Origin of the sequence: Lelliottia nimipressuralis (assembly GCF_041464075.1) — a bacterium.
Lineage (GTDB): Bacteria > Pseudomonadota > Gammaproteobacteria > Enterobacterales > Enterobacteriaceae > Enterobacter > Enterobacter nimipressuralis.
On record NZ_CP167172.1, the window covers coordinates 3,423,384 to 3,448,306 of the forward strand.

Consider the following 24,923-nt stretch of genomic DNA (forward strand, 5'->3'; position numbering starts at 1 on the left):
TACCTTTTCCAGTATCCCGCTATCGTCAACGCCTGATAAGCGGTTGAACTTTATTATCAATAGCTTCTCGCGCACGGAAGATTCGCGAACGAACCGTTCCGACCGGACAGTCCATGATAGCCGCTATCTCTTCATAGCTAAGTCCATCAAGCTCCCGCAAGGTAATTGCCATGCGTAAATCTTCCGGGAGTGCCTCGATCGTGCGAAAAACGATTTGTCTCAGTTCTTCTGACAACATTAAGTTCTCAGGGTTCGAAATTTCTTTCAATGCGCCGCCGCTTTCGAAGTTTTCAGCGTCTATTGCGTCCACATCCGTTGAAGGCGGACGACGGCCCTGAGCGACCAGATAATTCTTTGCTGTATTGACTGCAATACGATACAGCCAGGTGTAAAAAGCACTATCCCCCCGGAAAGAATCCAGCGCGCGATAGGCCTTTATGAAAGACTCTTGCACTACATCAGGAACATCTCCTGACGGTACATAGCGGGATACCAGACTCGCCACTTTATGCTGATAGCGAACCACCAGTAAGTTAAAGGCTTTCTGATCTCCCTTCTGGACCCGTTCAACCAGGACCTGGTCCGTTAACTGCTCGCTCATCCGAGGTAATGTCTCCCCAAACCTAAATTCCACGCGTTATCGAAACGCCACTCTAAAAACACTGCAATGTGAGCAAGCACGAGGTTAGAGGGTCTATTCATCAATAAGTTCCGTTACGCGTCTGTTTTTGTCCATCGTGTCGCAGACTGTTCATTTTCTCTCATTATAAGTCTGTTAACGATACGTACCCAATTTCTGATGAGAAATGGTATTTTTGCTGCCAGAAGAGTACCGCAACACAGGGTTTATTTCACCACATAATCTGAAGCTAACGATCTGCTTCGCAAAATATTTTCGTTCTTTTACGCCTTTTTTGAGGTTGTGTTTAAGTTTAGGCTGCGCAACAGCATTCAAAAAAAACGTGCGATTCATCGCATTCTGGTGCTATTCTGGCCAAACACTGTTTAGTAAATTAAACAAACATCATGAACACAACTCCAGAACTGCATTGTGATGTACTGATTATTGGCAGCGGCGCTGCCGGGCTCTCTCTGGCGCTTCGACTGGCCTCGCATCAGAAAGTGATCGTACTGAGTAAAGGGCCGATGAGCGAAGGCTCGACGTTCTATGCTCAGGGCGGTATTGCTGCGGTATTTGATGAAACGGACAGCATTGCGTCGCACGTGGAAGACACGCTGATCGCTGGCGCAGGCATTGTCGATGAACACGCCGCGGAATTTGTGGCCAGCAACGCCCGTCACTGTGTGCAATGGCTTATCGATCAGGGCGTTTTGTTCGATACGCACGTTCAACCGAATGGCGAAGAGGGGTATCACCTCACCCGTGAAGGCGGGCATAGCCACCGCCGCATCCTGCACGCAGCAGATGCAACGGGCAAAGAGGTCGAAACCACTTTAGTCGCTCAGGCACGGAATCACCCCAATATTCAGGTACTTGAACGCTGCAATGCGGTGGACCTGATTATCTCCGATAAAATTGGTCTGCCGGGCACGCGACGCGTTGTGGGAGCGTGGGTCTGGAACCGGAATAAAGAGACGGTTGAGACCTGTCAGGCTAAATCGGTGGTGCTGGCAACAGGCGGCGCATCGAAGGTGTATCAGTACACGACGAATCCGGATATCTCTTCAGGAGACGGGATCGCCATGGCGTGGCGTGCAGGTTGCCGCGTCGCCAATCTGGAGTTTAACCAGTTCCACCCGACCGCCCTGTTCCATCCGCAGGCGCGTAATTTCCTGCTTACCGAAGCCCTGCGTGGTGAAGGCGCGCATCTCAAGCGTCCCGACGGCACGCGCTTTATGCCAGACTTCGACCCGCGTGGTGAACTGGCCCCGCGCGATATCGTCGCTCGTGCCATTGACCACGAAATGAAACGTCTCGGCGTCGACTGTATGTATCTCGACATCAGCCACAAGCCCGCCGATTTTGTGCGCCAGCACTTCCCGACTATCTATGAAAAATTGCTGGGGCTTGGGATTGATCTCACCAAAGAGCCGGTGCCAATCGTCCCTGCGGCGCACTATACCTGCGGCGGCGTGATGGTGGACGATCATGGCCGTACGGACGTGGATGGTCTGTACGCCATCGGTGAGGTGAGTTATACCGGGCTTCACGGTGCGAACCGTATGGCGTCAAATTCGCTGCTGGAGTGCCTGGTTTACGGCTGGTCTGCCGCAGAAGATATCATCAAACGGATGCCCTACGCCCGTGAGGTGGCACACCTGCCTGCCTGGGATGAAAGCCGGGTGGATAATCCGGATGAACTGGTGGTCATCCAGCACAACTGGCATGAACTGCGGCTCTTTATGTGGGATTACGTCGGAATTGTACGCACCACCAAACGTCTGGAGCGCGCCCTACGCCGGATTACGATGCTGCAGCAGGAAATTGACGAGTATTACGCCAATTTCCGCGTATCTAACAATCTGCTGGAGCTGCGCAATCTGGTCCAAGTGGCGGAGCTGATTGTCCGCTGTGCGATGATGCGCAAAGAGAGTCGGGGCCTGCATTACACGCTGGACTACCCCGATCAACTGGCGGAGTCTGGTCCGTCGGTGCTGTCCCCTCTCATTCACATAAACAGATAAAATGCCTGGGTCAGCGCCGTGTAGGCTTCGGAATAGCGCTGATCTGGCCCGCGAATCACCATCCTGTCGCTAAAGCACTCACCCTCTTTTGGGGAGAGTGCTAATAAAACGCGGTGCGGGAGTCTTGCTTCGTTATCGGCGATATCTGTTCGCAGGCGTAAGTACCAGCCGATATCGAGCGCTTTTTTGATAAACGCATTACCGGTACTTTCGGGCAGAACTACGCAGAAAAATCCCTCTTCTGAGATTAAATTCGCCGCCGCCATTAACAGGGCGGTATGATCCAGCGAACCGGTGTATCGCGCCTGATCGCGTTCCGGCGTCGCGCAGTCGACGCCAGGCTCAAAGTAAGGCGGGTTGCTGACTATCAGATCGTAGCGCGCCGTTTGCTCCGGCGCCCACGTGAGGATATCGGCGCATTCCACCTGAACGCGAGACGCCCACGGCGATTCGGCGGCATTCTCGCTGGCCTGACTGGCGGCCTGCGCATCAAGTTCAACAGCATCGATGGTGACGTGCTGCTCCGTGCGTTGCGCCAGCATCAGCGCCAGTAATCCACTTCCACTACCAATATCCAGAATTCGCTTAACCTTCGCGACGGGCGCCCACGCTCCCAGTAATATACCGTCAGTGCCGACTTTCATCGCACAGCGATCGTGGGCTACAAAGAACTGTTTAAACGTAAAACCATCGCGGCGCAGCTGCGCTTTGGGTTGAGACATGTCAAAGCAACCTTCTTAAATAAAACCGGATTAGCATAGGTGAAAGCGAAGGGGTGGAAAAGGGATATCCACAAACAGATGAAGATTGCAGCCATAACGTCTATAATCAGCGCCCCACACAGAGGTAGAACATGACTGTAACGACTTTTTCCGAACTTGAACTCGATGAGTGCCTGCTGGAAGCTCTCCAGAATAAAGGCTTCACACGCCCAACTGCCATCCAGGCGGCTGCTATTCCGCCTGCGTTAGAAGGCCGTGATGTACTCGGTTCTGCGCCGACAGGCACCGGTAAAACGGCGGCATACCTGCTGCCCGTCTTGCAGCATCTGATCGATTTCCCTCGCAAGAAATCTGGCCCACCGCGCATTCTTATCCTGACCCCAACACGTGAACTGGCCGTGCAGGTGGCAGAACATGCGCGTGAACTGGCCGCGAATACGCATCTGGATATCGCCACCATCACCGGCGGTGTTGCCTATATGAACCACGCCGAAGTGTTCAGTGAGAACCAGGATATCGTGGTGGCGACAACCGGACGCCTGATGCAGTACATCAAAGAAGAAAACTTTGACTGCCGTGCGGTGGAAACGCTGATCCTCGATGAAGCTGACCGCATGCTCGAACTCGGTTTTGCGCAGGACATCGAACACATTGCGGGCGAAACGCGCTGGCGCAAACAGACGATGCTGTTCTCCGCCACCCTGGAAGGTGATGCAATTAAAGACTTCGCTGAGCGTCTGCTCAACGAACCAGCGGAAGTATCTGCGACGCCATCCACGCGCGAGCGCAAAAAGATTCACCAGTGGTATTACCGTGCCGATAACCTTGAGCACAAAGTCGAGCTGCTGAAACATCTTCTGAAACAAGATGATACCACCCGTACCATCGTGTTTGTGCGTAAGCGCGAGCGTGTGCATGAGCTGGCGAACATGCTGCGTTCAGCCGGTATCGATAACTGCTATCTTGAAGGCGATATGCCTCAGGTGAAGCGTACCGAGGGGATTAAGCGTCTGACTGAAGGTCGCGTCAATGTGCTGGTTGCCACCGACGTCGCAGCGCGCGGTATCGATATCCCTGATGTCAGCCATGTCATTAACTTTGACATGCCGCGTACCGGTGACACCTACCTGCACCGTATCGGTCGTACCGGCCGTGCGGGTCGTAAAGGGATCGCTATCTCGCTGGTAGAAGCACACGACTACATGCTGCTGCTGAAAGTTGGCCGCTATATCGAAGAGCCATTGAAAGCTCGCGTCATTGACGAACTGCGTCCAACCACGCGCCCACCGAGCGAGAAGATGACGGGCAAACCGTCCAAGAAAGTGCTCGCAAAACGCGAAGAGAAGAAAAAAGAGCAAGCGAAAGAGAAGCCGCGCGTGAAGAACCGCCATCGCGATGCAAAAAACATTGGTAAGCGCCGTAAGCCAAGCGGTACGCCGCCAACGTCGCAGAACGAAGAGTAAAAAAAAGCCGGGTTAATCACCCGGCTTTTTTATTCCCCCAAAACCTCAAGACTTACAGACTTTCAGTAAAGGTACGCGCGATAACGTCACGCTGCTGTTCAGGGGTCAGAGAGTTGAAGCGTACCGCGTAGCCAGAAACACGGATAGTCAGCTGCGGGTATTTTTCTGGGTTCTTAACCGCATCTTCCAGGGTTTCACGACGCAGAACGTTAACGTTCAGGTGCTGACCGCCTTCCACGCGAACTTCCGGCTGGATGTCCATTGGGATCTCGCGGTATTCGATTTCACCCAGTTTGTTGACCGGAACGATTTCGTCTTCAGCAAAACCGGCTTTCGCAACCACACAACGTGCTTCGCCTTTTTCGCTGTCCAGCAGCCAGAAAGAGTTCAGCAGGTCGTCGTTTGCAGCTTTAGTAATTTGGATACCTGTAATCATGTCATGCCTCCAGGGCTACATTAATTAATGAATGTCGGCCTCTCGCGGCCAATTGGTAAAACCATTGTTGCTTGAGTGTATATATATCAGCCGGCACCCCATGATTCTTTGATTTAAATCAACAAAAACCGCAACCACACAAATAGTGTGGTTTGATTTTGTTGTTTCAGATCAATTTTACAGAGCCGATTTCCTGCCCTGATTTGAGTCTTTCAAATAAAATTGAAAGACTTAGCTGTAAATGTCGCGCGAAATATTGCTCCCTTCCCTGAAAGGGTTAAGCTAGGCGCAATTGAGATATGCAGGAGAGCATGATGACGACCCCTTTGACATGGCATGACGTGCTGGCAGACGAAAAGCAACAGCCTTATTTTGTGAATACGCTCAGTACCGTTGCGCAGGAGCGGCAATCCGGTCAAACGATCTATCCTCCCCAGAAGGATGTGTTTAATGCCTTTCGTTACACCGAACTGAATGATGTGAAAGTGGTCATTCTGGGTCAGGATCCCTACCACGGCCCTGGACAGGCGCACGGTCTGGCATTTTCGGTTCGTCCTGGGATCGCAACACCCCCTTCCCTGCTGAATATGTATAAAGAGCTGGAAGGATCGATGCCAGGCTTTAGTCGTCCGGCGCACGGTTATCTTGAAAGCTGGGCGCGTCAAGGGGTGCTTCTGCTCAATACCGTGTTAACGGTTCGCGCGGGACAAGCTCACTCACACGCCAGCCTGGGCTGGGAGACCTTTACGGATAAAGTCATCAGCCTTATCAATGAACATTGTGAAGGCGTGGTGTTTTTACTGTGGGGCGCACATGCGCAGAAGAAAGGGGCGATTATCGATGCCCAGCGTCATCATGTTCTGAAAGCGCCGCATCCCTCTCCACTGTCAGCTCACCGCGGATTTTTTGGCTGTAACCACTTTGTTCTGACCAATGAATGGCTGAAAAAACGCAATGAAGCGCCAATCGACTGGATGCCCGTGTTACCGGCTGAAAGCGAGTGATTTTTCGGAAGGGATAAAAATAATTATGCCCGGCTATCACCGGGCATAATTGTAGACAAGGCAATATTATGCTTTGTTCTGACGCCACCATTCAGCCAGCAGGACGCCGGTTGCAACGGAAACGTTGAGGCTTTCTACTTTACCTGTTCCGTCGATTGAGACGCTCAGGTCGGCAGTAGAGAGCGCGGCATCGGACAGACCATCACGTTCTTGACCCAGTACCAATACCATTTTGCGCGGCAGCGTCGCTTTGAACAGCGGCGTACCTTTATGGCTGGAGGTGGTCACGATGGAGTAACCCGCCTGGCGGAACTCTTCGATGGCATCCAGAACGCTTTCGCCAGTAATCGGCTGCACATGTTCCGCACCGCCTTCGGCTGTACGAATCGCGGCACCGGATTCGACAATCGCCGCATCCTGCAACAACACACCTTTCACGCCGAAATGGGCGCAGCTACGCATCATCGCACCCAGGTTGTGCGGGTTGCCCACATCTTCCAGTGCCAGTACGCAGTCATCGGCATCAGCCTGGCTGACCCATTGCTGCACCGTGGTGCCGTTACGTTTTTTGATCAGGAAGCAGACGCCGCCGTGATGTTCAGTACCGGATGCTTTGGTCAGCTCCGCATCATCTACCACATGGTAGGCTTTACGGTTTGCTGCCATCCAGCGCAGGGCCTCTTTGAAACGCGGCGTGACGCTCTGGATAAACCAGGCGCGAACGATGCATTCAGGACGGCTCTGGAACAGGGCCTGACAGGCGTTCTCGCCATAGACGCGGGTCTCTTCTGCGCGTTGACGGCGCAGGACTTCCGGATCGATAAAGCTCTTACCACTGATTCCGCCGTGATCGGCTTTTGCCGGTGCCTCTTCACCCGGTGCACGGGAAACGGTGCGCCAAGGGGATGCATCACGAGGGAAATCATCGCGTGGACGGTCATCGCGACGGCGATCGTCACGCTTACGGTCATCACGTTTGCGGTCATCACCGCGGTTATTTCTGTCATCGCGGGCGGGGCGACGGCCACCGTCTGCACGAGATGGTCCCGGACGGCCCCCACCCTTTCCGGTACGCGGATTTTGGGTGCGTTTGTCAGAATCATCATCACTGCGGACATACATCACTTTGACCTTGCCGCTTTTATTCTTCAGTTCGTCGTTCATGCTTTTCTCCACCAGCGCTGCGCGAAGCGCGCAGATTACCCGATGTGTCAGCGCATAGCCATTATTTCATACAAAAGCCTGTGACTATTGTTCCCATTGAATAAAACGCATTGTCGTTTCAAACAAGCTCAATGATAATATGTAACATATCAGAAACATTATCGGCACTTTGCCGCTTTGTCCCACTGCTCTATCAGAGGTTAGTTATGAATACCGTATGTGCCAACTGCCAGGCTCTCAATCGCATTCCGGATGACCGAATTGATGATGGAGCGAAATGCGGGCGTTGCGGTCATGAGCTTTTCGATGGCGACGTGATTAACGCAACCGGTGAAACCCTCGATAAATTACTGAAAGACGATCTGCCGGTAGTCGTGGACTTCTGGGCACCCTGGTGCGGCCCATGCCGTAACTTTGCGCCTATTTTTGAAGATGTCGCCGAAGAGCGCAGCGGTAAAATGCGCTTTGTGAAGGTCAATACAGAAGCGGAACGCGAGCTGAGTGCACGATTCCGTATTCGCAGCATTCCCACCATCATGATTTTCAAAAAGGGTGAAGTCGTGGATATGCTCAACGGTGCCGTACCAAAGGCACCTTTCGAAAGCTGGCTGAACGAAACGCTCTGACAATCACGGGGCACTGCTTGTGCCCCGCTGTTCCCTCTGCGAGAATGGCGTTTTTTCTGCGCCTCTTCCATGACTGATAACGCCGTACTTCAATTGCGCGCCGAACGCCTGGCGCGTGCGACCCGCCCTTTTCTTGCCCGTGGCAACCGCATTCGTCGCTGCCAGCGCTGCCTGTTGCCGCTAAAACAGTGTCTGTGTGAGACGCTGGCTGCGAGCCACGCACAGAGCCGTTTCTGCCTGGTGATGTTTGACACCGAGCCGATGAAACCCAGCAATACCGGACGGTTAATCGCCGATATTCTGCCGAATACGGCCGCGTTTCAGTGGTCCCGCACCGAGCCGCCGCAGGCACTGCTCGATCTGGTCGCCAGTACCGATTATCAACCCATGGTGGTGTTTCCCGCCTCCTATGCCGGTGAAAGCCGCAAGGTAATCTCCGCGCCGCCCACCGGCAAACCGCCGCTGTTTATTATGCTGGACGGTACCTGGACCGAAGCGCGAAAAATGTTCCGCAAAAGCCCGTATCTGGATGCACTGCCGGTGATCTCCGTCGATCTGTCCCGCGTGTCAGCCTATCGGCTGCGTGAAGCCCATGCCGAGGGACAATATTGTACGGCGGAGGTGGCTATCGCCCTGTTAGATCTGGCGAATGACACCGAGGCTGCCAGCGCCCTGGGCCGCCATTTTTCCTGTTTCCGCGAGCGTTACCTGGCAGGAAAACCCACACATCAGGCCAGCATCACAGCAGAAGAGCCGGAAAGCGTTTAAAATCATCAGGTCACTCGCGTTAACAGGAGACTTGTATGAGCCAGCGAGGGCTAGAAGCGCTACTCCGCCCTAAATCCATCGCCGTGATCGGAGCCTCAATGAAGCCCGATCGCGCCGGATATTTAATGATGCGCAACCTGCTAGCCGGGGGCTTTAATGGCCCTGTCATGCCTGTCACTCCCGCTTATAAAGCCGTTCAGGGCGTCCTCGCCTGGCCGGACATACAGAGCCTGCCGTTTGTCCCCGATCTTGCCATCCTGTGTACGCACGCCAAACGCAATCTCGCCCTGCTCGACGCGCTGGGTGAGAAAGGTTGTAAAACCTGCATTATTCTCTCTTCGCCGCCAGAACAGCAGGCCGAACTGCTGGCTAGCGCGAGCCGGTACCAGATGCGTTTGCTTGGGCCTAATAGTCTGGGATTGCTGGCGCCGTGGCAGGGACTTAATGCCAGCTTTTCTCCTGTGCCGATTCGAAAAGGTAAACTGGCGTTTATCTCTCAGTCTGCCGCCGTGTCCAACACTATTCTTGACTGGGCGCAGCAGCGTGAAATGGGCTTTTCATATTTCATCGCGCTGGGCGATAGCCTGGATATTGATGTCGACGAGCTGCTCGATTTCCTCGCGCGCGACAGTAAAACCAGCGCGATACTTCTCTATCTGGAACACTTGACTGATGCCCGGCGTTTTGTTTCTGCTGCGCGTAGCGCATCACGTAATAAACCGATTCTGGTGATCAAAAGTGGCCGTAGTCCCGCAGCGCAGAAATTGTTGCACTCTCACTCAGGCATGGACCCGGCCTGGGATGCGGCCATTCAGCGCGCTGGTTTGCTGCGCGTGCAGGATACCCATGAGCTTTTCTCGGCCGTAGAAACCCTGAGCCATATGCGCCCGTTGCGTGGCGAAAGGCTGATGATTTTAAGTAACGGTGCGGCCCCCGCAGCGCTCGCCCTCGATGAGCTGTGGTTGCGTAACGGGAAACTTGCCACCCTGAGTGATGAGACCATTCAGCGGCTTAAAGAAGCACTGCCTGCCAGCGTCACGCCGGGAAACCCGCTGGATCTGCGGGATGATGCCAGTAGCGAGCGCTATATCAACGCTATCTCCCTGTTGCTGGATAGCCAGGATTTTGACGCGCTGATGGTGATTCATTCCCCCAGCGCCGTCGCTCCCGGTAGTCAAAGCGCACGCGCGCTGATTGATGCCGTCAAAAACCATCCACGTGGCAAATATGTCACGCTGTTAACCAACTGGTGCGGAGAATACTCCTCTCAGGAAGCACGGCGTTTGTTCAGCGAGGCAGGACTGCCCACCTACCGCACGCCGGAAGGCACCATTACTGCGTTTATGCACATGGTGGAGTACCGCCGCAACCAAAAGCAACTGCGTGAAACGCCCGCATTGCCCGGCAATCTGGCCGCTAATGCGACCGAAGCGCACAACCTGTTACGCCAGGCCATTGAGGACGGTGCGTCTTCTCTGGATACCCATGAAGTACGCCCCATTCTGGATGCCTATGGTATGCAGACTTTACCCACCTGGATTGCGAGCGACAGCGCCGAGGCGGTGCATATTGCCGAACAGATTGGTTATCCGGTGGCGTTAAAACTGCGTTCGCCAGATATTCCGCATAAGTCGGATGTGCAGGGGGTAATGCTTTATCTGCGCACCGCGGCGGAAGTGCAGCAGGCCGCCGAGGCGATTTTTGATCGCGTAAAAATGGCCTGGCCGCAGGCGCGAGTTCACGGGCTTCTGGTACAGAGCATGGCGAATCGCGCCGGAGCGCAGGAATTACGAGTCGTGGTTGAACACGATCCGGTCTTTGGCCCGTTGATTATGCTGGGTGAAGGCGGTGTGGAGTGGCGACCGGCAGAACAGGCCGTGGTTGCCCTGCCGCCGTTGAACATGAATCTGGCTCGTTATCTGGTGATTCAGGCCATTAAGAGCAAAAAGATCCGCGGTCGCAGCGCGCTCCAGCCTTTAGATATTATCGGGCTGAGCCAGTTTCTGGTCCAGGTCTCTAACCTGATCGTCGATTGTGCTGAGATTCAGCGGCTGGATATTCATCCGCTGCTGGCGTCGGGCAATGAATTTATCGCCCTGGATGTCACACTGGATATCGCGCCCTTTACAGGTGATCGCGAAAGCAGACTGGCCATTCGCCCGTATCCTCTGCAACTGGAAGAGTGGGTGGAGATGAAAAATGGCGAGCAGGTGCTGTTTCGCCCGATCCTGCCCGAAGATGAACCGCAGCTGCGAGCCTTTATCGCTCAGGTGACAAAAGAAGATTTGTACTATCGCTACTTTAGCGAAATCAGCGAATTTACCCATGAAGATTTAGCCAATATGACCCAGATCGACTACGATCGGGAAATGGCATTTGTTGCTATTCGCCATCGTGATGAAGGTGATGAGATCCTGGGTGTCACGCGGGCAATTTCCGATCCTGACAACGTGGATGCCGAGTTTGCCGTGCTGGTCCGCTCCGATCTGAAAGGCCTTGGTCTCGGTCGGCGTTTACTGGAAAAACTGATTGGCTATACCCGAGATCACGGTTTGCTCTGCCTGAATGGCATTACTATGCCGAATAACCGCGGCATGATTACCCTGGCGCGTAAACTCGGATTCGACGTAGATATTCAGCTGGATGAGGGAATTGTCGCCCTCTCGCTCCGCCTGGCATCGACGTCTGCTCAAGAGTAAGGTACTGGAAATGTTGACCACTTTCGTCAGTTCTGGTGGTATCATTGTCCGCTTATGTTGTCTGCAGATGCCAGATAACCCTTCAATGAACAGAGAAGATACGCACTGTGATGTTGTCAAAATTTAAGCGTAATAAACATCAACAACACCTTGCTCAACTACCGAAGATTTCTCAGTCAGTTGATGATGTCGAGTTCTTTTATGCTCCCGCCCATTTCAGGGAGACGCTTCTGGAAAAGATTGCGAGTGCCACGCAACGTATTTGCATTGTGGCGCTTTATCTCGAACAGGATGAAGGTGGACGCGCAATTTTAAGCGCGGTCTATGAAGCTAAACGCCAGCGCCCGGAACTGGACGTTCGTATACTGGTTGACTGGCACCGTGCGCAGCGTGGCCGAATTGGCGCTGCCGCATCCAACACCAATGCCGACTGGTACTGCCGTATGGCACAGGAAAACCCAGGCGTTGACGTCCGTGTGTATGGTGTTCCTGTCAATACGCGCGAAGCCCTGGGCGTTCTGCATTTCAAAGGATTCATCATTGATGACAGCGTGCTGTACAGCGGCGCCAGCCTCAATGACGTTTACTTGCATCAGCTCGATAAGTATCGCTACGACCGCTACCATCTGATTCGCAATGCGCAGATGGCGGACATCATGTTTAACTGGGTCGATCAAAACCTGGTTCATGGTCGTGGCGTCAATCGTCTTGACGATCCGAATCGTCCAAAAAGCCCGGAAATCAAAAACGACATCCGCCTTTTCCGTCAGGAATTGCGCGATGCGGTTTATCATTTCCAGGGAGACGCAAATAATGAACAGCTGTCCGTTACGCCACTGGTCGGGCTGGGAAAATCCAGCCTGCTGAACAAGACCATCTATCATCTGATGCCGTGTACTGAGCAGAAGCTGACGATCTGTACGCCGTACTTCAACTTACCGGCAATCCTGGTGCGTAATATTATCCAGCTGCTGCGCGATGGTAAAAAAGTCGAAATCATCGTTGGGGATAAAACCGCGAACGACTTCTTTATTCCGGAAGATCAGCCGTTCAAAATTATCGGTGCGTTGCCCTATCTTTATGAAATCAACCTGCGTCGCTTCCTGAGCCGCCTGCAGTATTACGTCAACACCGATCAACTGGTGGTGCGCCTCTGGAAAGACGAAGACAACAGCTATCATTTGAAGGGGATGTGGGTTGATGATGACTGGATGCTGCTGACCGGGAATAACCTCAACCCGCGCGCCTGGCGCCTGGATCTGGAAAACGCCATTCTGATCCACGATCCGCGACATGAGCTTTCAGCCCAGCGTGAACGTGAACTTGAGCTGATTCGTACCCATACGACTACCGTTCGCCATTACCGCGATCTGCAAAGCATTGCGGACTACCCGGTGAAAGTGCGTAAGCTTATCCGCCGTTTACGCCGTATTCGTATTGACCGTCTGATTAGCCGCATTCTGTAACGACCAGGCCCTGTCAGTGACGGGGCTTTTTTTTGGAGTCTGTTATGCGCGTTTTGCTCCTGCTCATTTCCCTATTACTTTCAGGCTGCAGTCATATGGCTAATGACAGCTGGCAGGGTCAGGATAAAGCCCAGCACTTTATCGCCTCAGCGATGCTTTCCGCCGCCGGTAATGAATACGCGCAGCACCAGGGTGTGAGCCGCGATCGCAGCGCCGTTTACGGATTCATGTTCTCCGTCAGTCTGGGTGCCTCGAAAGAGTTATGGGACAGCCGCCCTGCAGGGAGCGGCTGGAGCTGGAAAGATTTTGCCTGGGATGTTGCCGGTGCCACCACCGGCTATGCGGTGTGGCAACTGGCACATTATTAAAGACGAATGCCTTTCCCCTTGCGGTGTAGCATCAGTGAGACAATAAACGCCAACGCCCCCATGACGGTGACATACCAGAAAAAGGTGTTTTCACTGCCTACCGATTTCAGTGTTAACGCGACATATTCTGCCGAACCGCCGAAGAGTGCATTAGCAACCGCATACGACAATCCCACTCCCAGAGCGCGGACCTGAGCAGGGAACATCTCTGCTTTCAATATTCCGCTTATCGACGTGTAAAAACTCACGATAATCATCGCCACCATCACAAGTGCGAAGGCTGCATAGGGAGATGATACATGTTGCAGCGCGGACAAGATTGGGACTGTACAAAGCGCGGATAACCCACCAAAGATGAGCATGGATGTCCGCCGCCCGATTCTGTCTGACAGTGCGCCAATCAATGGCTGAATCAGCATGAACACAAATAAGGCCGCCGTCATGACGATACTGGCCACATTGGCATGCATCCCGGTGGTATTCACCAGGTACTTTTGCATATAAGTGGTGAACGTGTAAAAGCTCAGCGAACCGCCAGCGGTAAACCCTAACACCATGACAAAGGCTTTTCGGTTACGCCATAACCCTTTCAACGAACCTGCTTCTTTCAGCGCCCTCACCTCTTTTTGCGAGGTTTCATCAAGCTGTCGGCGCAGCCACAGAGCCACGACCGCCAGAACCGCTCCCATTGCAAAAGGTATGCGCCATCCCCAAGAATGCAATTGCTCATCCGTCAGCACCTGCTGCAGAACAACTACCACTAAAATAGCCAGCAGCTGCCCGCCGATCAGTGTGACGTACTGGAAGGAGGCGTAAAAACCTTTCCGCCCTTCCACAGCAACTTCACTCATATAAGTAGCACTTGTACCGTATTCACCGCCGACTGAAAGGCCCTGGAACAATCGAGCCAGTAATAACAACGCGGGTGCCCACGTCCCGATCGTGTCATATCCCGGCAGACAGGCAATCACCAGCGATCCGAGGCACATCATGCAGACAGAGATCAGCATTGAGGTTTTACGCCCTTGTCTGTCTGCAATTCGGCCAAACAGCCAGCCGCCAATTGGACGCATCAGAAATCCTGCAGCAAATACCCCTGCGGTTTGGAGCAACTGGGTAGTCGTGTTGCCGGACGGAAAAAAGATATGAGCAAAATAGAGGGAACAAAACGAGTAAACGTAGAAGTCGAACCATTCGACCAGGTTGCCGGATGACGCGCTGACAATCGCCCATACTCTGCGCCGGGTATCGCTGTCAGCCAGCGTCCCGTGCAATGTGATACCTTCGGTCATTTAAGTGTGCTCCTGCCATAAGACTTAAGCGTGTTGGACGCTAACATCCAATCATTTAGTAAATGAAATGTTATATTTTTGTTATATTTAACATTGTGATTTGAATCACACATTTACTTAGCAGGGTAATCGATTAGGAGGAATACCAGGAACGGAACCGAGTGGTGAGAAAGTTTCACGGAGGGAAACAGAGGATTAAACAAGAAAGGACAAAAACGCAAAAAGGCCATCCTTGCGGATGGCCTTTTCACTTGTTTGATGCCTGGCAGTTCCCTACTCTCACATGGGGAGACCCCACACTACCATCGGCGCTACGGCGTTTCACTTCTGAGTTCGGCATGGGGTCAGGTGGGACCACCGCGCTAAAGCCGCCAGGCAAATTCTGTATCAACACGCATCTCTGCGTATCAATTAATCTGTATCAGCTGAAAATCGTCTGTCTCTGCTTCGCCAAAACATCTTCGGCGTTGTAAGGTTAAGCCTCACGGTTCATTAGTACTGGTTAGCTCAATACATCGCTGCACTTACACACCCAGCCTATCAACGTCGTAGTCTTCAACGTTCCTTCAGGACTCTCAAGGAGTCAGGGAGAACTCATCTCGGGGCAAGTTTCGTGCTTAGATGCTTTCAGCACTTATCTTTTCCGCATTTAGCTACCGGGCAATGCCATTGGCATGACAACCCGAACACCAGTGATGCGTCCACTCCGGTCCTCTCGTACTAGGAGCAGCCCCCCTCAATTCTCCAGCGCCCACGGCAGATAGGGACCGAACTGTCTCACGACGTTCTAAACCCAGCTCGCGTACCACTTTAAACGGCGAACAGCCGTACCCTTGGGACCTACTTCAGCCCCAGGATGTGATGAGCCGACATCGAGGTGCCAAACACCGCCGTCGATATGAACTCTTGGGCGGTATCAGCCTGTTATCCCCGGAGTACCTTTTATCCGTTGAGCGATGGCCCTTCCATTCAGAACCACCGGATCACTATGACCTGCTTTCGCACCTGCTCGAGCCGTCACTCTCGCAGTCAAGCTAGCTTATGCCATTGCACTAACCTCCTGATGTCCGACCAGGATTAGCTAACCTTCGTGCTCCTCCGTTACTCTTTAGGAGGAGACCGCCCCAGTCAAACTACCCACCAGACACTGTCCGCAACCCGGATTACGGGTCTACGTTAGAACACCAGCCATTAAAGGGTGGTATTTCAAGGTTGGCTCCACGCAGACTGGCGTCCACGCTTCAAAGCCTCCCACCTATCCTACACATCAAGGACCAGTGTTCAGTGTCAAGCTATAGTAAAGGTTCACGGGGTCTTTCCGTCTTGCCGCGGGTACACTGCATCTTCACAGCGAGTTCAATTTCACTGAGTCTCGGGTGGAGACAGCCTGGCCATCATTACGCCATTCGTGCAGGTCGGAACTTACCCGACAAGGAATTTCGCTACCTTAGGACCGTTATAGTTACGGCCGCCGTTTACCGGGGCTTCGATCAAGAGCTTCGCGTTGCCGCTAACCCCATCAATTAACCTTCCGGCACCGGGCAGGCGTCACACCGTATACGTCCACTTTCGTGTTTGCACAGTGCTGTGTTTTTAATAAACAGTTGCAGCCAGCTGGTATCTTCGACTGGTTTCAGCTCCGTCCGCAGGGACTTCACCTACACACCAGCGTGCCTTCTCCCGAAGTTACGGCACCATTTTGCCTAGTTCCTTCACCCGAGTTCTCTCAAGCGCCTTGGTATTCTCTACCTGACCACCTGTGTCGGTTTGGGGTACGATTTGATGTTACCTGATGCTTAGAGGCTTTTCCTGGAAGCAGGGCATTTGTTACTTCAGCACCGTAGTGCCTCGTCATCACACCTCAGCGTTAAAAAGGTACCGGATTTACCTGGAACCTCCGCCTACATGCTTAAACCGGGACAACCGTCGCCCGGCTAACATAGCCTTCTCCGTCCCCCCTTCGCAGTAACACCAAGTACAGGAATATTAACCTGTTTCCCATCGACTACGCCTTTCGGCCTCGCCTTAGGGGTCGACTCACCCTGCCCCGATTAACGTTGGACAGGAACCCTTGGTCTTCCGGCGAGCGGGCTTTTCACCCGCTTTATCGTTACTTATGTCAGCATTCGCACTTCTGATACCTCCAGCATGCCTCACAGCACACCTTCAACGGCTTACAGAACGCTCCCCTACCCAACAACACCTAAGTGTCGCTGCCGCAGCTTCGGTGCATGGTTTAGCCCCGTTACATCTTCCGCGCAGGCCGACTCGACCAGTGAGCTATTACGCTTTCTTTAAATGATGGCTGCTTCTAAGCCAACATCCTGGCTGTCTGTGCCTTCCCACATCGTTTCCCACTTAACCATGACTTTGGGACCTTAGCTGGCGGTCTGGGTTGTTTCCCTCTTCACGACGGACGTTAGCACCCGCCGTGTGTCTCCCGTGATAACATTCTTCGGTATTCGTAGTTTGCATCGGGTTGGTAAGCCGGGATGGCCCCCTAGCCGAAACAGTGCTCTACCCCCGAAGATGAGTTCACGAGGCGCTACCTAAATAGCTTTCGGGGAGAACCAGCTATCTCCCGGTTTGATTGGCCTTTCACCCCCAGCCACAAGTCATCCGCTAATTTTTCAACATTAGTCGGTTCGGTCCTCCAGTTAGTGTTACCCAACCTTCAACCTGCCCATGGCTAGATCACCGGGTTTCGGGTCTATACCCTGCAACTTAACGCCCAGTTAAGACTCGGTTTCCCTTCGGCTCCCCTATACGGTTAACCTTGCTACAGAATATAAGTCGCTGACCCATTATACAAAAGGTACGCAGTCACCCCATAAAAGAGGCTCCCACTGCTTGTACGTACACGGTTTCAGGTTCTTTTTCACTCCCCTCGCCGGGGTTCTTTTCGCCTTTCCCTCACGGTACTGGTTCACTATCGGTCAGTCAGGAGTATTTAGCCTTGGAGGATGGTCCCCCCATATTCAGACAGGATACCACGTGTCCCGCCCTACTCTTCGAGTTCACAGCGTGTGCATTTTTGTGTACGGGGCTGTCACCCTGTATCGCCGGACTTTCCAGACCGTTCCACTAACACACGCGCTGATTCAGACTCTGGGCTCCTCCCCGTTCGCTCGCCGCTACTGGGGGAATCTCGGTTGATTTCTTTTCCTCGGGGTACTTAGATGTTTCAGTTCCCCCGGTTCGCCTCATGCCACTATGTATTCATGACATGATAGTGTGTCGGAACACACTGGGTTTCCCCATTCGGGTATCGCCGGGTCAAAGGTTCATATCACCTCGCCGACGCTTATCGCAGATTAGCACGCCCTTCATCGCCTCTGACTGCCAGGGCATCCACCGTGTACGCTTAGTCGCTTAACCTCACAACCCGAAGATGTTTCGTAAAACATCATCGTGTCGCGAAAATTTGAGAGACTCGAACACACCGTCACTCTGTTCTTATTACGGAGAACAGACGCAGTGTGTCGTTTCAATTTTCAGCTTGATCCAGATTTTTAAAGAGCAAATATCTCAAACATGATTCCTGAGAATCAGTTTTGAGATATTAAGGCAGGTGACTTTCACTCACAAACCAGCAAGTGGCGTCCCCTAGGGGATTCGAACCCCTGTTACCGCCGTGAAAGGGCGGTGTCCTGGGCCTCTAGACGAAGGGGACACTGAAGTCTCAATCGCAAGACGCCTTGCTATTTACTTTTCATCAGACAATCTGTGTGGACACTACAAAGGCAGGTTCTTTCAGGTAAGGAGGTGATCCAACCGCAGGTTCCCCTACGGTTACCTTGTTACGACTTCACCCCAGTCATGAATCACAAAGTGGTAAGCGCCCTCCCGAAGGTTAAGCTACCTACTTCTTTTGCAACCCACTCCCATGGTGTGACGGGCGGTGTGTACAAGGCCCGGGAACGTATTCACCGTAGCATTCTGATCTACGATTACTAGCGATTCCGACTTCATGGAGTCGAGTTGCAGACTCCAATCCGGACTACGACGTACTTTATGAGGTCCGCTTGCTCTCGCGAGGTCGCTTCTCTTTGTATACGCCATTGTAGCACGTGTGTAGCCCTACTCGTAAGGGCCATGATGACTTGACGTCATCCCCACCTTCCTCCAGTTTATCACTGGCAGTCTCCTTTGAGTTCCCGGCCGAACCGCTGGCAACAAAGGATAAGGGTTGCGCTCGTTGCGGGACTTAACCCAACATTTCACAACACGAGCTGACGACAGCCATGCAGCACCTGTCTCACGGTTCCCGAAGGCACTAAAGCATCTCTGCTAAATTCCGTGGATGTCAAGAGTAGGTAAGGTTCTTCGCGTTGCATCGAATTAAACCACATGCTCCACCGCTTGTGCGGGCCCCCGTCAATTCATTTGAGTTTTAACCTTGCGGCCGTACTCCCCAGGCGGTCGACTTAACGCGTTAGCTCCGGAAGCCACTCCTCAAGGGAACAACCTCCAAGTCGACATCGTTTACGGCGTGGACTACCAGGGTATCTAATCCTGTTTGCTCCCCACGCTTTCGCACCTGAGCGTCAGTCTTTGTCCAGGGGGCCGCCTTCGCCACCGGTATTCCTCCAGATCTCTACGCATTTCACCGCTACACCTGGAATTCTACCCCCCTCTACAAGACTCTAGCCTGCCAGTTTCGAATGCAGTTCCCAGGTTGAGCCCGGGGATTTCACATCCGACTTGACAGACCGCCTGCGTGCGCTTTACGCCCAGTAATTCCGATTAACGCTTGCACCCTCCGTATTACCGCGGCTGCTGGCACGGAGTTAGCCGGTGCTTCTTCTGCGAGTAACGTCAATCACTGTGGTTATTAACCACAATGCCTTCCTCCTCGCTGAAAGTACTTTACAACCCGAAGGCCTTCTTCATACACGCGGCATGGCTGCATCAGGCTTGCGCCCATTGTGCAATATTCCCCACTGCTGCCTCCCGTAGGAGTCTGGACCGTGTCTCAGTTCCAGTGTGGCTGGTCATCCTCTCAGACCAGCTAGGGATCGTCGCCTAGGTGAGCCGTTACCCCACCTACTAGCTAATCCCATCTGGGCACATCTGATGGCAAGAGGCCCGAAGGTCCCCCTCTTTGGTCTTGCGACGTTATGCGGTATTAGCTACCGTTTCCAGTAGTTATCCCCCTCCATCAGGCAGTTTCCCAGACATTACTCACCCGTCCGCCGCTCGTCACCCGAGAGCAAGCTCTCTGTGCTACCGCTCGACTTGCATGTGTTAGGCCTGCCGCCAGCGTTCAATCTGAGCCATGATCAAACTCTTCAATTTAAGTTTGATGCTCGTGAATTAAACTTCGTAATGAATTACGTATGTTCACTCAGAGACTTTGGTATTCATTTAGCGTCTTGCGACGTTAGAATCCATGTCACTTTGAGTGCCCACACAGATTGTCTGATAAATTGTTAAAGAGCAGTGCAACGCGGCTTTCGCTCACCGTTGCGAGGTCCCGTATAATACGTTTTCCTCATTCAGAGTCAAGCGTTTAATTTCGCTTTTCGCTGTCGGCGTTCATCGCTGAACCCCTTCTGTCCCGGCGGCTTGCGTGCCGTTGTTCCGTGTCAGTGGAGGCGCATTATAGGGAGTTATTCTGAGGCTGCAAGTCTAAATCAGAAAATAATTACTGACTGCTCACTTTCCAGGCAAATCGTACCTCTAACATTGAGTCTCGCCTGGTTTTTAAACAAAAACGAGCCCCGAAAGGCTCGTTTTTGATGTTTTGTGACTTACTGCACTGCCACAATTTTGTCTTCGTTGACTTCCAGACGAATCACTTTCCCTGGGACAAGCTCCCCAGAAAGGATTTGCTGCGCCAGCGGGTTTTCGATCTGCTGCTGGATAGCACGTTTCAGAGGACGCGCCCCGTAAACCGGATCGTAACCATTTGCACTCAGCAGCTTCAGCGCGTCGTCAGAGATGTGGATTTCATAGCCACGATCCTCAAGACGTTTATACAAACGCTGCAACTGAATCTGGGCAATAGACGCAATGTGTTTTTCCCCCAGAGGGTGGAACACAACAACTTCATCTATACGGTTAATGAATTCTGGACGGAAGCTCTGGCTAACCACGCCCAATACCAGATCCTTCATATGACCGTAATCCAGTTCACCGAAACGTTCCTGAATCAAATCGGAACCCAGGTTCGAGGTCATGATCACCACAGTGTTGCGGAAATCGACCGTTCTCCCCTGCCCGTCAGTCAGACGTCCATCATCCAGAACCTGCAACAAGATGTTGAAGACATCCGGGTGCGCTTTTTCCACTTCATCTAATAAGATGACGGAATAGGGGCGACGGCGTACGGCTTCAGTTAAGTAACCGCCCTCTTCATAGCCGACATATCCTGGAGGCGCACCGACCAGACGCGAGACGGAGTGTTTCTCCATAAACTCGGACATATCAATACGCACCATCGCGTCGTCGCTATCGAACATAAAGTTCGCCAGTGTCTTACACAGCTCGGTTTTACCAACACCGGTCGGCCCCAGGAACAGGAACGAACCGATCGGGCGATTAGGATCCGATAAGCCCGCACGGCTACGACGAATCGCATTTGATACGGCTTCGACGGCTTCATCCTGACCGATCACACGATGGTGCAGATCATGCTCCATCCGCAGCAGTTTTTCGCGCTCCCCTTCCAGCATGCGAGCAACCGGAATACCCGTCCAGCGCGCCAGCACATCGGCAATTTCCACGTCCGTTACTTTATTACGCAGCAGACGCATGGTTTTGCCTTCTGACTGGGTTGCCATCTCCAGCTGTTTTTCCAGTTCCGGAATTTTGCCGTACTGCAACTCAGACATACGTGCCAGATCGCCCACGCGACGCGCCTGCTCAATGGCGATTTTCGCCTGCTCAAGCTCAGCCTTGATCGTCTGCGTGCCAGAAAGCGACGCCTTCTCAGCTTTCCACTCTTCTTCTAATTCAGAATACTGACGCTCTTTGTCGTCCAGTTCCTCATTGAGCATATCCAGACGCTTTTTACTCGCTTCATCAGACTCTTTCTTCAGCGCCTGCTGTTCAAGCTTGAGCTGAATAATTCTGCGGTCGAGTCTATCTAACTCTTCCGGCTTCGAGTCAATCTGCATACGAATGCTGGACGCCGCCTCATCGATCAGGTCGATGGCCTTATCCGGCAGCTGTCGGTCGGCAATATAACGGTGAGACAGTGTCGCCGCCGCCACGATAGCCGGGTCAGTAATCTGCACATGGTGATGCAGTTCATAGCGTTCTTTCAGGCCACGTAAGATGGCAATGGTGTCTTCCACCGTCGGTTCCGCTACGAACACTTTCTGGAATCGACGTTCCAGCGCAGCATCTTTCTCGATGTACTGTCGATACTCATCGAGCGTTGTCGCACCGACGCAGTGCAGTTCACCACGCGCAAGAGCTGGTTTCAGCATGTTCCCGGCATCCATGGCCCCGTCGGCTTTACCGGCACCGACCATAGTGTGCAGTTCGTCGATAAACAGGATGACATTGCCTTCCTGTTTCGCCAGATCGTTAAGCACGCCTTTTAAACGCTCTTCGAATTCACCGCGGTATTTCGCCCCGGCCACCAGCGACCCCATATCCAGAGCCAGCACACGACGGCCTTTCAGCCCTTCCGGCACTTCGCCGTTAACAATTCGCTGCGCCAGACCTTCGACGATGGCAGTTTTACCGACACCGGGTTCACCGATCAGTACCGGGTTGTTTTTGGTACGACGTTGCAATACCTGAATAGTGCGGCGAATTTCTTCGTCGCGGCCAATCACCGGATCGAGCTTGCCTTGTTCCGCACGCTCAGTCAGATCGACCGTATATTTTTTCAAAGCCTGACGTTGGTCTTCGGCTCCCTGATCGTTCACGCTTTCACCTCCACGCATTTTTTCAATCGCCTGAGTCACATTGGCGGTTGTCGCACCGGATGATTTCAGCAGATCGGTCAGCGTACCGCGTGATTCAAGCGCCGCCAGAACAAACAGTTCTGACGAGATAAAGTTGTCCCCACGTTTTTGCGCCAGCTTGTCGCAAAGATTCAGCACGCGCACCAGATCCTGAGACGGCTGAACATCCCCACCGGTGCCTTCCACCTGTGGCAGACGACTCAGCGCCTGATCGACGGCTGTGCGCAGCTCGCCAGCATTAATGCCAGCAGACGTGAGTAAAGGACGTACCGATCCCCCTTCCTGATTCAGCAAGGCGCTCATTAAATGAAGAGGTTCGATAAATTGGTTGTCGTGCCCCAGTGCGAGAGACTGGGCATCGGCGAGAGCAAGCTGGAATTTATTAGTAAGACGATCCAGACGCATAACTCCTCCCATAACAGGTCAAATTTGCTACTGGAGATTAAATGAGGTCATCCCTCAATTATTCAAGGTTAATGACCTGAATTATACGAAAAGAAAACAGCGCGTTCCGGATCGTCTTGATTCGTTAGGTTATATCAGCCAAATGAAACTTGCCATACGACCTGTCGTGTTGTCGCGACGATAGGAGAAAAAATCACCCTTTTCGGTGAAGGTACAGCGATCGCCACCGAAGATTTGCATCACACCGACATTACCAAGCCGCTGGCGGGCAAGCTGATAGATATCGGCCAGGTATTTATCCCCTTTCGGCTGAAACGCACTGACGGCCTGCGAGTCTTTGTCGATAAAGGCGTCACGCACCTCAGGCCCGACTTCAAAGGCCTGCGGCCCAATCGCCGGACCGAGCCAGGCAATAATATTGCCCGGACGATCGTCGAAACAGGCAACCGTCTCTTCAAGTACGCCCGCACACAGCCCGCGCCAGCCAGCATGGGCTGCTGCCACTTCGGAACCCGCGCGGTTGCAAAACAGAACAGGCAAACAATCGGCGGTCATTACGGCACAGACTGTCCCGGGAGTCTTACTGTAAGAGGCGTCGGCACGTTTTGAAGCATAGGGTTCGCCCGTCAGCCTCAAAACATCTTTGCCGTGCACCTGCTCAAGCCAGACCGGTTTTGATGGCAGATTTCCTGCCGCAAACATACGCTTGCGGTTCTCTTCGACATGTTCCAGGTTATCGCCACAGTGGGCGCCAAGATTTAATGACGCCCACGCGTCGTGACTGACGCCACCTACACGGGTAGAGCTACAGGCTGCCACGCCTTCAGGAATTGGCCACTCCGGGACAATCAGTTTGGTCATAACCAGTCCACTTTATCCTTATGTTCTTCAAAGTCCGCGCGCATCGCATCAATCAGCTCGACCATATCCTGAGGAATTGGCGCATGCCATTCCATCTCGATACCGGTGATCGGGTGATAGAGACGCAGCATGGTCGCGTGTAAGGCCTGGCGATCGAATTTACGCAGAGTGCTGATAAATTCTTCCGACGCGCCTTTCGGCGGACGCGGACGACCACCGTAAACCTGATCGCCCACCAGCGGATGGGTAATGTGCGACATGTGCACACGAATCTGGTGGGTACGGCCGGTTTCCAGACGCAGACGCAAACGCGTATGAATGCGGAAATGTTCCATAATGCGGTAGTGCGTCACCGCAGGTTTCCCCATCGGATGCACTGACATATGGGTACGCTTGGTCGGGTGACGACTGATTGGCTCTTCGACCGTGCCGCCAGATGTCATATGACCAATCGCGACGGCTTCATATTCGCGGGTGATTTCACGCAGCTGTAGCGATTCCACCAGACGCGTCTGGGCAGGAACCGTTTTCGCGACCACCATCAGACCGGTGGTGTCTTTATCCAGACGATGAACGATGCCCGCACGCGGAACGTCAACAATCGGCGGATAATAATGAAGCAGCGCATTCAGTACGGTGCCGTCAGGATTACCGGCGCCAGGATGCACGACCAGGCCGCGCGGTTTGTTGATCACCAGAATGTCATCATCTTCATAGACGATTTCTAACGGGATCTCTTGTGCCTCAAAGCGGACTTCTTCTTCTATTTCAGCATTGATGGCGACGGCTTCCCCACCTAACACTTTCTCTTTTGGCTTGTCCCATACTTTGCCGTTAACCAGCACGCGCTGGTCAAGAATCCATTCTTTTATGCGTGAACGCGAATAATCAGGGAACATTTCGGCCAAAGCTTGATCTAAGCGTTGACCGAGCTGATTTTCGGAGACTGTTGCGGTGAGTTCTACTCGTTGTGCCATAGACTGCTTCTTCGTTTAACGTTGGGTTTTACGGCTTTGCCGTATAATATAGTGTGCTATTGTAGCTGGTCTTAATCGGGAGCAGGAAAGAGATTCTCCCGGAC

General features: G+C 53.1%; 17 protein-coding genes, 1 tRNA gene and 3 rRNA genes. 8 read left to right on the forward strand and 13 right to left on the reverse strand.

Going from position 1 to position 24,923, the window contains the following annotated elements; genetic code table 11:
* Nucleotides 1-25: 25 nt before the first annotated feature.
* A complete protein-coding gene (gene rpoE / locus ACB496_RS16390; RefSeq protein WP_100779275.1) occupies nt 26-601 on the reverse strand; it encodes an RNA polymerase sigma factor RpoE in 576 nt (191 codons plus the stop codon).
* Nucleotides 598-702, reverse strand: a complete 105-nt coding sequence (gene rseD / locus ACB496_RS16395; RefSeq protein ID WP_228483504.1) for a rpoE leader peptide RseD — start codon at nt 700-702, stop codon at nt 598-600. Before rseD ends, rpoE begins: the two co-directional genes overlap by 4 nt.
* Before the next feature lie 324 nt (nt 703-1,026).
* On the opposite strand from rseD, the gene nadB reads away from it, so the two are divergent.
* On the forward strand, nt 1,027-2,646 hold the full coding sequence (nadB, locus tag ACB496_RS16400) for an L-aspartate oxidase (protein ID WP_194513973.1): 1,620 nt from the start codon (nt 1,027-1,029) through the stop codon (nt 2,644-2,646).
* Here the strand turns inward: nadB and trmN are convergent.
* A complete protein-coding gene (trmN, locus tag ACB496_RS16405) occupies nt 2,631-3,368 on the reverse strand; it encodes a tRNA(1)(Val) (adenine(37)-N(6))-methyltransferase TrmN (protein ID WP_102104999.1) in 738 nt (245 codons plus the stop codon). The two genes, nadB and trmN, sit on opposite strands and share 16 nt — an antisense overlap.
* A 131-nt stretch (nt 3,369-3,499) precedes the next feature.
* Here trmN and srmB point away from each other — a divergent pair, with 131 nt between their 5' ends.
* Nucleotides 3,500-4,831, forward strand: a complete 1,332-nt coding sequence (gene srmB / locus ACB496_RS16410) for an ATP-dependent RNA helicase SrmB (RefSeq protein WP_371973081.1) — start codon at nt 3,500-3,502, stop codon at nt 4,829-4,831.
* Between the two features lie 52 nt (nt 4,832-4,883).
* Here srmB and grcA read toward each other — a convergent pair whose 3' ends face one another.
* The gene (gene grcA, locus ACB496_RS16415) at nt 4,884-5,267 is read right to left on the reverse strand and encodes an autonomous glycyl radical cofactor GrcA (RefSeq protein WP_100779271.1); all 384 of its coding nucleotides are present in this window, start codon (nt 5,265-5,267) and stop codon (nt 4,884-4,886) included.
* A gap of 314 nt (nt 5,268-5,581) precedes the next feature.
* Here grcA and ung point away from each other — a divergent pair, with 314 nt between their 5' ends.
* Nucleotides 5,582-6,271, forward strand: a complete 690-nt coding sequence (ung, locus tag ACB496_RS16420) for a uracil-DNA glycosylase (RefSeq protein ID WP_102105000.1) — start codon at nt 5,582-5,584, stop codon at nt 6,269-6,271.
* Between the two features lie 66 nt (nt 6,272-6,337).
* Here ung and ACB496_RS16425 read toward each other — a convergent pair whose 3' ends face one another.
* Nucleotides 6,338-7,435 carry a tRNA/rRNA methyltransferase gene (locus tag ACB496_RS16425; protein ID WP_102105001.1) on the reverse strand — a complete coding sequence of 366 codons (1,098 nt, stop codon included), beginning with the start codon at nt 7,433-7,435 and terminating at the stop codon, nt 6,338-6,340.
* Nucleotides 7,436-7,641: 206 nt separating this feature from the next.
* On the opposite strand from ACB496_RS16425, the gene trxC reads away from it, so the two are divergent.
* The 5 genes from trxC (at nt 7,642) to ACB496_RS16450 (ending at nt 13,362) form a co-directional block, all read left to right on the forward strand.
* Complete coding sequence (trxC, locus tag ACB496_RS16430; RefSeq protein WP_100779268.1) at nt 7,642-8,061, forward strand: thioredoxin TrxC; 420 nt, start codon at nt 7,642-7,644, stop codon at nt 8,059-8,061.
* 69 nt (nt 8,062-8,130) lie between these two features.
* Entirely contained in the window at nt 8,131-8,829 is a 699-nt protein-coding gene (locus tag ACB496_RS16435; RefSeq protein WP_371973082.1) for a tRNA-uridine aminocarboxypropyltransferase, read from the forward strand.
* A gap of 35 nt (nt 8,830-8,864) precedes the next feature.
* Nucleotides 8,865-11,528: a GNAT family N-acetyltransferase gene (locus tag ACB496_RS16440; protein ID WP_371973083.1), complete on the forward strand. Its 2,664-nt coding sequence runs from the start codon at nt 8,865-8,867 to the stop codon at nt 11,526-11,528.
* A gap of 110 nt (nt 11,529-11,638) precedes the next feature.
* Nucleotides 11,639-12,994, forward strand: a complete 1,356-nt coding sequence (pssA, locus tag ACB496_RS16445) for a CDP-diacylglycerol--serine O-phosphatidyltransferase (protein WP_100779265.1) — start codon at nt 11,639-11,641, stop codon at nt 12,992-12,994.
* 44 nt (nt 12,995-13,038) lie between these two features.
* Nucleotides 13,039-13,362, forward strand: coding sequence for a YfiM family lipoprotein (locus ACB496_RS16450; RefSeq protein ID WP_100779264.1), 324 nt, complete (start codon nt 13,039-13,041; stop codon nt 13,360-13,362).
* On the opposite strand, the gene ACB496_RS16455 is transcribed toward ACB496_RS16450, so the two are convergent.
* From ACB496_RS16455 to rluD, 8 genes are all read right to left on the reverse strand, one after another.
* On the reverse strand, nt 13,359-14,654 hold the full coding sequence (locus ACB496_RS16455) for an MFS transporter (RefSeq protein WP_371973084.1): 1,296 nt from the start codon (nt 14,652-14,654) through the stop codon (nt 13,359-13,361). The two genes, ACB496_RS16450 and ACB496_RS16455, sit on opposite strands and share 4 nt — an antisense overlap.
* 260 nt (nt 14,655-14,914) lie before the next feature.
* Nucleotides 14,915-15,030: ribosomal RNA gene (rrf, locus tag ACB496_RS16460) — 5S ribosomal RNA — on the reverse strand.
* Nucleotides 15,031-15,125: 95 nt separating this feature from the next.
* Nucleotides 15,126-18,032: ribosomal RNA gene (locus tag ACB496_RS16465) — 23S ribosomal RNA — on the reverse strand.
* A gap of 219 nt (nt 18,033-18,251) precedes the next feature.
* Nucleotides 18,252-18,327: transfer RNA gene (locus ACB496_RS16470), tRNA-Glu, on the reverse strand.
* An 85-nt stretch (nt 18,328-18,412) separates the two neighbouring features.
* Nucleotides 18,413-19,952 (reverse strand): 16S ribosomal RNA (locus tag ACB496_RS16475).
* The 16S, 23S and 5S rRNA genes sit together here with 1 tRNA gene alongside, the layout of an rRNA operon.
* Before the next feature lie 455 nt (nt 19,953-20,407).
* Entirely contained in the window at nt 20,408-22,981 is a 2,574-nt protein-coding gene (gene clpB / locus ACB496_RS16480; protein WP_100779262.1) for an ATP-dependent chaperone ClpB, read from the reverse strand.
* Between the two features lie 129 nt (nt 22,982-23,110).
* A complete protein-coding gene (gene yfiH / locus ACB496_RS16485; protein WP_371973085.1) occupies nt 23,111-23,842 on the reverse strand; it encodes a purine nucleoside phosphorylase YfiH in 732 nt (243 codons plus the stop codon).
* Nucleotides 23,839-24,819 carry a 23S rRNA pseudouridine(1911/1915/1917) synthase RluD gene (gene rluD, locus ACB496_RS16490; RefSeq protein WP_102105361.1) on the reverse strand — a complete coding sequence of 327 codons (981 nt, stop codon included), beginning with the start codon at nt 24,817-24,819 and terminating at the stop codon, nt 23,839-23,841. The genes yfiH and rluD overlap by 4 nt, the downstream gene beginning before the upstream one ends.
* Between the last annotated feature and the right edge of the window lie 104 nt (nt 24,820-24,923).

Bases quoted from the DNA above. Each gene is read 5' to 3' on its own strand.
- rpoE (WP_100779275.1), bottom strand. From the start codon at position 601: ATGAGCGAGCAGTTAACGGACCAGGTCCTGGTTGAACGGGTCCAGAAG.
- rseD (WP_228483504.1), bottom strand. From the start codon at position 702: ATGAATAGACCCTCTAACCTCGTGCTTGCTCACATTGCAGTGTTTTTA.
- nadB (WP_194513973.1), top strand. From the start codon at position 1,027: ATGAACACAACTCCAGAACTGCATTGTGATGTACTGATTATTGGCAGC.
- trmN (WP_102104999.1), bottom strand. From the start codon at position 3,368: ATGTCTCAACCCAAAGCGCAGCTGCGCCGCGATGGTTTTACGTTTAAA.
- srmB (WP_371973081.1), top strand. From the start codon at position 3,500: ATGACTGTAACGACTTTTTCCGAACTTGAACTCGATGAGTGCCTGCTG.
- grcA (WP_100779271.1), bottom strand. From the start codon at position 5,267: ATGATTACAGGTATCCAAATTACTAAAGCTGCAAACGACGACCTGCTG.
- ung (WP_102105000.1), top strand. From the start codon at position 5,582: ATGACGACCCCTTTGACATGGCATGACGTGCTGGCAGACGAAAAGCAA.
- ACB496_RS16425 (WP_102105001.1), bottom strand. From the start codon at position 7,435: ATGAACGACGAACTGAAGAATAAAAGCGGCAAGGTCAAAGTGATGTAT.
- trxC (WP_100779268.1), top strand. From the start codon at position 7,642: ATGAATACCGTATGTGCCAACTGCCAGGCTCTCAATCGCATTCCGGAT.
- ACB496_RS16435 (WP_371973082.1), top strand. From the start codon at position 8,131: ATGACTGATAACGCCGTACTTCAATTGCGCGCCGAACGCCTGGCGCGT.
- ACB496_RS16440 (WP_371973083.1), top strand. From the start codon at position 8,865: ATGAGCCAGCGAGGGCTAGAAGCGCTACTCCGCCCTAAATCCATCGCC.
- pssA (WP_100779265.1), top strand. From the start codon at position 11,639: ATGTTGTCAAAATTTAAGCGTAATAAACATCAACAACACCTTGCTCAA.
- ACB496_RS16450 (WP_100779264.1), top strand. From the start codon at position 13,039: ATGCGCGTTTTGCTCCTGCTCATTTCCCTATTACTTTCAGGCTGCAGT.
- ACB496_RS16455 (WP_371973084.1), bottom strand. From the start codon at position 14,654: ATGACCGAAGGTATCACATTGCACGGGACGCTGGCTGACAGCGATACC.
- clpB (WP_100779262.1), bottom strand. From the start codon at position 22,981: ATGCGTCTGGATCGTCTTACTAATAAATTCCAGCTTGCTCTCGCCGAT.
- yfiH (WP_371973085.1), bottom strand. From the start codon at position 23,842: ATGACCAAACTGATTGTCCCGGAGTGGCCAATTCCTGAAGGCGTGGCA.
- rluD (WP_102105361.1), bottom strand. From the start codon at position 24,819: ATGGCACAACGAGTAGAACTCACCGCAACAGTCTCCGAAAATCAGCTC.